The sequence below is a fragment of the Candidatus Angelobacter sp. genome (genome assembly GCA_035607015.1).
In the GTDB taxonomy this organism is placed as follows: Bacteria; Verrucomicrobiota; Verrucomicrobiia; order Limisphaerales; family AV2; genus AV2.
On sequence record DATNDF010000521.1, the window covers coordinates 1 to 7851 of the forward strand.

A 7851-nucleotide genomic window follows, 5' to 3' on the forward strand; every position below is an offset into this window, starting at 1 on the left:
GCAGGCCAATCTCATCGCGCTCCACGAACGCGATCCCCGGGACGAGGCGGTGCGCCGGTACGTTGAGGTTGCCAGGCTCCTCACCGGAAGCGAGCGGGCCGGTGCGGCCGAAGGCATCGCGTGGATCGGTCATCTTTGCGCGCACTTGCAAATCCAGCCGCTTCGCCGCCATGGCATCGCGGCGGGCGACTTCTCCGCGTTGATCGGAAAAGCCGCGAACGCCAGCAGCATGAAGGCGAATCCTATCCAACTCACGTCCCAGGAGATGCACGAAATCCTCGAACGCGCGTTTTAGCCGCCAAGACAACAAAACGGAGTGGCGGTGATTCGATTGTTCGCCCGCGCACGGTTGACGACGTGTCAGCCATCTGCTTTGCTCGCGAGCGATTGAAAATGAAACCACCTTTTCTGTCTTCCATCGCACGCCTCGTTCTTCGCGCGTGTCTGTTGGTCTGCGCCATCTCGTCCGCACACGCCGATGACTGGCCGCAATGGCTCGGCCCGCAACGTGACGGCGTGTGGCGCGAAACCGGTATCATCGGAGAATTTCCCGCGGCCGGGCCGAAAGTCCGCTGGCGCGCGCCGGTCGGCGGCGGGTTCGCCGGCCCTGCCGTTGCCAAAGGCCGCGTTTATGTCGCCGACCGCCGGCTCGCCCAGGGAGCACACAATCCGTCGGATCCGTTTGCGCGTGGTGAAATCCCCGGCACGGAACGCGTGCTGTGCCTCGACGAAGCCGACGGCAGGATTCTTTGGAAGTATGAGTACGATTGCGCCTACTCCGTGAGTTACGGATCCGGACCGCGCGTCACGCCCACGTTTCACGACGGAAAAGTCTATACGCTCGGCGCTGAAGGGAATCTTCTTTGCCTCGACGCGGAAAAAGGCTCCGTGGTGTGGTCCCGTGATTTCAAAAAGGATTTCGGCACGAAGACGCCGCTGTGGGGTTTCGCCGGCCATCCGCTCATTGACGGAAAGAAGCTGATCTGCCTCGTCGGCGGGGAAGGCAGTGTCGCCGTGGTCTTCGACAAGGACACCGGCCAGGAACTCTGGCGCGCGCTCAACGCGAAGGAACCGGGTTACGCGCCGCCGATGATCTACGAGTTTGCCGGCAAACGGCAGCTCATCATCTGGCATCCAGAGGCCGTGAACTCGCTCGATCCTGACACGGGCAAAATCTATTGGACCTATCCGCTCACGCCGCCGGTGCGCTCAGGCATGACCATCCCCAGCCCGCGCAAAGCCGGCAATCTGCTTTTCCTCACTTCCTTCTACAACGGTTCATTGATGTTGCGAGTGGACTCCGACAAGCCGCCGCTGGTCTGGCAGAGCAAAAAGGTCAGCGAAATGGACACCGACGGCCTGCACAGCGTTATGAGCACGCCGGTCCTGGAGAACGGCTACATCTATGGACCGTGCAGCTATGGACAATTCCGTTGTCTGAAGGCCGACACCGGCGAGCGTATCTGGGAAACGTTCGAGCCGACCACCGGCAAATCAGTGCGGTGGGGCAACGCGTTCATCGTGAAGAACGGCGACCGCTACTTTCTGTTCAACGAAAAGGGCGACCTCATCATCGCCAAACTCACGCCGGAGAAATACGAGGAAATCAGCCGGGCGCATCTGCTCGACCCGACCAACCCCGATCCGGGCCGGCCCGTCGTCTGGTCGCATCCCGCCTTCGCCAACCGCTGCGTTTATGCGCGCAACGACAAGGAGATTGTCTGTGTGTCGCTGGCCGCTTCTCAATAAGGGCCATGCAAGCCGCATTTGAACTGTTCAGCTTTGAGCGGTGAAGAAATCCCGGAAAAACTGGCTGACGATATTGGCGTTTGTGCTGCTGGCTGGCGTGTCGTTTTTTGCCTTGAGGCCGCGCGAGCCGGCTTATCACGGCAGGACGCTTCGTTCATGGTTGATGGAATTCGAGGGCGGCTACGAGTCGGCAAACACAAATGCCATCACTGCAATCAAAGCCATAGGAACGAACGGCCTGGCCATCCTACTCGCGGAACTGGAATATAAAGAGCCGGCTTGGCAAAAAAGTCTGAGTGCTCTGGCTGACAAAGTTCCGATCATCGACTTGCGTTCAGACCCACCCGGGAAAAGAAATCATCGGGCAGCTAATGCGTTCCGCGCTCTTGGCGCGGACGGTAAGCCTGCGATTCCCGAACTGGCCAATTTGATTTTTCAGAACCATCGCGCGGATGAGGCGGCGATTGCGTTGGCTGGCATCGGACAAGATGCCCTTCCTGAACTCGCGAACGCACTGAGTCACACCAACGCGAGGATTCGCATGGCAGCGGTGGGGGGACTGCGCCGTTGGCGTGGGGATGCCGGAAACGTTGTCCCGCTACTCATCAAGGCGCTGACGGACGAAAGCCATCCTGTTCGATTAAATGCGGTAAATGCATTGGGTGAGCTGGCACAAGAGCCTGTTATAGCAGTGCCGGCGTTGATTCAGGCTCTGCGTGACAAGTCGCCCGCCGTGCGCCTCAGCGCCACGGTGGCATTGGAGATGTTTGGCAAGGACGCAGAAGCCGCGCTACCTGCCTTGCGCAAGTTGAAAGAGCAAGAAGGCGCTGACTCGATGGTAGCTCCATTCGTGGATCAGGCCGTTAAAAGGATCCAAGAAAAGTCGAAGGCCAAATAGTAGTGGGGATGAAGATGTGTGTTCGTTCAGCGCGAGTCCACGACGGCCCGACGGATCATTGCGGAGACCTCGGTTGATTCAATCTGCGGCTTGCTAAGGAGCCATTGTTCTTCGCAAATGAGCACCGGCCAATCCGCAGTATTTGCAGGCCGGCAGCCATGCGAACCTTTGACCAGGGTGGCGTCGAGCGGGATCACATTCATCAACATGCGGAAACCGAGCTTTTTTTGGAGCAGGCGCCAGAGGATTTTCAGTTTCACCGCCGGAATCTTCGGGTCGAGGAACAATTCCACCGGGTCGTAGCCGGGCTTGCGGTGAATATCCACGCAGCGCGCAAAGTCCGGCGCCTTCGCGTCGTCGAGCCAGTAATAGTAGGTGAACCAGGCGTGCTCGGAAGCAACCGCGATCAGGTCGCCGGCGCGCGGATGGTCGATGCCCATTTCCTTCTTTCCCTGCTCGCCCATTACGCCGGCCACTCCGGGTGTGCTTTCGAGCAGCGCCATCACTTCCTTCTCCAGCGTGTGATCGTTGAGGTAGATGTGAGCGACCTGGTGGTCCGCCACGACGAAGGCTTTGCTCGCGCCGCAATCGAGCATTTCCAGGCCAAGCTCGTCCTTCACCGTAAGCCAGCCCTTCTCGCGGAAAAGCCGGTTCAGATGAATCGGCGAATCCACATTGGTGATGCCGTATTCGGAAAGGAGGAGGACCTGGACCGAGCGGTTTTGAAAAAAGGAAATCAGATCGCCGACGATGGCGTCAATCTGCTGGAGGTCGCGGTGAATGGCGGGGTTGGCAGGGTGCGATGTCCGGGCTGCCACGTCTGACTCGTGAGGACCGTGCCGCTGCAGATTGTAATCAAGGTGCGGAAGATAAACGAGATTGAGCGTTGGTTGATATTTGTTTTCGATCCACTTGGCCGATTCCGCGATCCAGCGCGACGCGGCGTCGGCGGAGCCTTGGGGTGTATCGACGCCGGCCGCCGGCCCCCAAAAGCAGGGAAACGGAAACTCGCCCAAATCTTTTTTGATTTCGGTGCGGATTGAGTATGGCCATGAGTAAATGTCGAAAAACTTGCGGCCATCGGCGGGATACATCGGACGTGGTGTGATCGAGTAGTCCGCGCTCGAATACATGTTATACCACCAGAAAAGCTTCGCGCAGGTGAACTTCGGGTCGAGTGCGCGCAGTTCGTCCCAGATTTTGCGCGAGCGCACCAGATGATTGGATTGTTTCCAGAACTGGACCTCGGCCAGTTCACGGTCATACCAGCCGTTGGCGACGATGCCGTGTTCCGCCGGCGTGTTGCCGGTGAGGTAATTTGATTGCGCGGTGCAGGTGACTGCCGGAAACGTCGGAACAACGTGCGCCCTGGCGCCGCTTTTCAAAAACTCTGCGATCTTCGGCGTGCGCGGGCCGATGAGCGATTCGGTGAGGCCGACAACGTTGATGACGACAGTGCGTTTCATCCGGATTCAGGCTCGACACAGAGATTCAATCACAGAAGAGCCCGGAAGAACACGGATTTTGGGAGCGTCCCATCGACGCGAAAGCAACGGGACAACATCCTTCGGCTCAGGCGCGGGCGGGAACGATCTTGCTCGTTTCCTGCGCGTGGCGCGCCTGCAATTCGTAAATGGCCTCGATGACTTTCGGCAGGTTCATTTCGTGGGCCTCGAAACCCCGGCCGATGGCTTTGAGCAGCGTGATGGTGAGTTCGCCGCCGAGATGCTCGCGGAATTCCTCCAGCCCTTTCAGGACCATCAAATTATCGTCCGAGTCCACGTTGAGCAATTCGTTGGCGAACAGCTCGAAGCCGAGTTTCTCCAGAAGCCTCAGCACACGGTCGGCAGACCCGGCGTCGAAGTGGCCCAGTTTGCGCGAGTAGATCGTGTCGAGCGCGATGCCGATGGCCACCGCTTCGCCGTGACGAATGGCGTATTCCGAGAGCTGTTCCAGCTTGTGCGCGGCCCAGTGGCCGAAATCGAGCGGTCGGGCAGAACCGAACTCGAACGGGTCGCCCGACGTGGCGATGTGCTCAACGTGCAGCTCCGCGCAGCGATGGACAAGGCGTTCCATTGCTGGGGAGTCAAAATCACGCAGGAGCGCCGCGTCCCGTTCAATGGCTTCAAAGAAGTTCCGGTCGCGAATTAAGGCGACCTTTACCGCCTCGACGTAACCTGCCCGTTTATCGCGCGGTGACAACGATGCCAGCAGATCGAAATCATTGATGACCGCGAAAGGCGGGGCAAAGGTGCCGATGAAATTCTTTTTGCCGAACGCGTTGATGCCGTTTTTAACGCCCACGCCCGAGTCCGCCTGGCTCAAGGTCGTGGTGGGAATGCGGACGTGCCGGCATCCGCGATGGGCTGTCGCCGCCGCGAGACCGACCATGTCGAGGATCGCGCCGCCGCCCACGGCGACGACATAGGAATGGCGGTCGATGTGGTAGCGGTCAATGTGCGAGTGGATCTCCGAGACGTGAAAATAGGAGTTCTTGGTGCGCTCGCCGCCTTCGATGATGAACGGCGGACAGACCAGTCGGAGCGACGTGGAAAACGTGTTGAAGTAATTCTCGATGTTGCGCGACAGATGCGGCCTGGCCTGGGCCAGAGACTCATCGAGCACGATAAAAACGTTGTGATGCGTCTTGTTCTCGCTGTTGGCCAGTACATCTTTGAGCGCCGGATTGGCCGGATCAAACACGTTCCGCGTGAACAACACTCGGTGCCGGTAGCCGACGGAGATTGCGCGTTCGATGACGGACATTTTCGTAATGTGGAATGTTGGACGATGGATTTCTAGAATTATTTAAGAGCAGTGTGAAAAAAACGCGTGTTGGACGACGGGGTTGCGCCTCTGCTCGAACAGCCAGACGGGGGCCGGTCGGGTCGCGTTTTCACGAATAATAAAATCAACCGGCACCATTCACGCCATCGGCCGGAGTTCCATCCACATCGCCGCGCGAAAGGTCTTTTGCGGGTCGAGCAGAATCAGCTCGTGGTCCCTGTTCTGGCGCGAAAATGAATTCGGCAGGGCCGTCCACGGTTCAAGGCAGTAGAACGGTTCACTCGTGCTTTTCGACCAGACGGCCAGGAACCGGTGTTGCGGCGCCTCCTCGAAATTGAACACCAGTTCCAGTTCGCTGGCCGGATCGATCAGGATCAACTCGTGCTTTTTCAAATCGGTCAGGAACATGGTGCCCGCGACATCCTCGCCGACGCTCCAGTTTTGCGCCGGGAACGGCTCCGCCGTGAAACGCTCGAATTTGCCGACCGGCATCAGCCGTTTGGCTTCCGGGATTTCAACAAAGCACGCATCCCGCTCGCTCTTTGCGGTCAGCGGCAATGCGAAGTAAGGGTGAACACCGGTGCTGAACGGCATCGGTTCTCCCGACCGGTTCTCGATCACCTGCTCCCAATGGAGCCGGCCCTGCCCGAGTCGGTAGGTCAGGCAGAAGCGGAACGCGAAAGGGTAACTGGCGCGGGTCGCGTCGCTGTCCGTCAACTCCATCGTGATGGACGAGGCGGATTGTTCCCGGATCGACCATTTCGAGCGGCGGGCGAAGCCGTGCTGCGGCATTTCAAAAACGCGGCCGTTCCACTCGTAATGGTGCTCCTTGTCGCCGACGCGGTTGTTGCTCACCAGTGGGAACAGAACGGGGATGCCCGCGTGCATCTCGCGCGGATAACGGTCCACAATCGCCTGTGAAAAATGCAGCGCCTCCACCGGGCCGTGCTTCGGAGTCTTGCGCGCGTAGCGCAACAGCCAGCCGCCGAGTTCGGGCGCAACAACCGCCGTTGCCCCATCGGAGTCAGTCAAGGTGACCAAGTTTTTTTCGGGCATGATGGTGGGGCGATGACCGGGGATCAGATGTTGAGGAACATGGGCAAACCGCGCTTCAACACGGATTGAAGCTACGCGAACGCCCGTGTTTTGTCACGTTGATGTTTGAAACGCGTCGTAATCCCGACGTGGTGGATTGTCTGAAGCCAACAATTGCCGTGAGTACCGCTTTCATGGCTTATCCCCCAAACAAATCCAGCTGCGGCGGAGGACCGAGATTTTGCAGTTTGTCGCGTTCGGCGCGATGACGGGCCTGCTGCCGCACATTGCCTTCAGGTGTGAGTTCGGATTCTTCAAGGTTGCGCAGGATTTCCTTCGCGCGTTCCAACACCTCCTTCGGCACGCCGGCCAGCCGGGCGACCTGGATGCCATAACTTTTGTCCGTGCCGCCCGGAACGATTTTGCGCAGAAAAACAATCTGGTCGTGCCACTCTCGCACGGCCACGTTGAAATTCCGCAGGCGCGGCAGGCGGGCGGCGAGTTCGGTCAGTTCATGATAGTGCGTGGCGAAGAGCGTCTTCGCCCCGGCCTGGTTGTGGAGGTATTCGACAATGCTCCAGGCGAGGCTGAGCCCGTCAAACGTGCTCGTCCCGCGCCCGATTTCGTCGAGGACGATCAGGCTGCGCGGTGTGGCATTGTTCAAAATGTTGGCCGTCTCGCTCATCTCGACCATGAAAGTGGACTGTCCGCGGGACAGGTCGTCACTCGCGCCGATGCGCGTAAAGATGCGGTCCACCAGGTCAATGCGCGCCGAGGCGGCCGGAACGAAGGAGCCGGTGTGCGCGAGCAACGCCAGCAATGCCACCTGCCGGATGTAGGTGCTCTTGCCCGCCATGTTCGGCCCGGTGATGAGCATGATCTGGGGGCAAACGGCGCCGTCCTCCACGCCCGGCCCGGATACGGGTCCGGCTTCGGGGGCGGGCAGAGGACCGCCCGCCCTGCCTGAAAGGGCGGTGTCATTCGGCACGAAGCGCTCCTCGGTCAGCGCCTGGTCCAGCACTGGATGGCGCCCGTCGCGGATTTTCAACACGCCTTCGTCGGCAATTTGCGGACGGCCATAGTTGAACAATCGCGCGGTCTCGGCGAACGCCGCAAGCACGTCGAGTTGCGCGAGCGCAGAAGCGGTTTGTTGAATCGCGGCCAGCCGGCCAATGACCGCCTCACGCACGCGAAGGAAGAGTTCGTATTCGAGTTTCACGCTCCGTTCCTCGGCGCCAAGTATCTTCCCTTCCATTTCCTTCAATTCCGGCGTGATGAACCGCTCACCGTTCGCGATGGTCTGCTTGCGGACGTAATGCGCGGGGACTTTGTCGAGGTTCGCGTTCGTCACTTCGATGTAATAGCCGAAGACGGAGTTGAAC

General features: G+C 59.5%; 7 protein-coding genes. 3 read left to right on the plus strand and 4 right to left on the minus strand.

Features of this window, described 5'->3' with window-relative positions; genetic code table 11:
* The 3 genes from VN887_20905 to VN887_20915 all read left to right on the plus strand — a co-directional run.
* Positions 1–295 (plus strand): iron-containing alcohol dehydrogenase (locus VN887_20905; protein HXT42480.1); only part of this gene is annotated, 295 nt, incomplete at its 5' end.
* 98 nt (positions 296–393) lie between these two features.
* The gene (locus tag VN887_20910) at positions 394–1749 is read left to right on the plus strand and encodes a PQQ-binding-like beta-propeller repeat protein (protein HXT42481.1); all 1356 of its coding nucleotides are present in this window, start codon (positions 394–396) and stop codon (positions 1747–1749) included.
* Positions 1750–1789: 40 nt separating this feature from the next.
* Positions 1790–2647, plus strand: coding sequence for a HEAT repeat domain-containing protein (locus VN887_20915; protein ID HXT42482.1), 858 nt, complete (start codon positions 1790–1792; stop codon positions 2645–2647).
* Positions 2648–2673: 26 nt separating this feature from the next.
* On the opposite strand, the gene VN887_20920 is transcribed toward VN887_20915, so the two are convergent.
* The 4 genes from VN887_20920 to mutS form a co-directional block, all read right to left on the minus strand.
* Positions 2674–4113: an alkaline phosphatase family protein gene (locus VN887_20920; protein HXT42483.1), complete on the minus strand. Its 1440-nt coding sequence runs from the start codon at positions 4111–4113 to the stop codon at positions 2674–2676.
* A 106-nt stretch (positions 4114–4219) separates the two neighbouring features.
* The gene (locus VN887_20925; protein ID HXT42484.1) at positions 4220–5413 is read right to left on the minus strand and encodes a 3-dehydroquinate synthase; all 1194 of its coding nucleotides are present in this window, start codon (positions 5411–5413) and stop codon (positions 4220–4222) included.
* A 159-nt stretch (positions 5414–5572) separates the two neighbouring features.
* Positions 5573–6490, minus strand: coding sequence for a hypothetical protein (locus VN887_20930; GenBank protein ID HXT42485.1), 918 nt, complete (start codon positions 6488–6490; stop codon positions 5573–5575).
* A gap of 178 nt (positions 6491–6668) precedes the next feature.
* Positions 6669–7851: DNA mismatch repair protein MutS (mutS, locus tag VN887_20935; GenBank protein ID HXT42486.1), on the minus strand; the 1183-nt coding region annotated here is incomplete at its 5' end.

Bases quoted from the DNA above. Each gene is read 5' to 3' on its own strand.
- VN887_20910 (HXT42481.1), top strand. From the start codon at position 394: ATGAAACCACCTTTTCTGTCTTCCATCGCACGCCTCGTTCTTCGCGCG.
- VN887_20920 (HXT42483.1), bottom strand. From the start codon at position 4,113: ATGAAACGCACTGTCGTCATCAACGTTGTCGGCCTCACCGAATCGCTC.
- VN887_20925 (HXT42484.1), bottom strand. From the start codon at position 5,413: ATGTCCGTCATCGAACGCGCAATCTCCGTCGGCTACCGGCACCGAGTG.
- VN887_20930 (HXT42485.1), bottom strand. From the start codon at position 6,490: ATGCCCGAAAAAAACTTGGTCACCTTGACTGACTCCGATGGGGCAACG.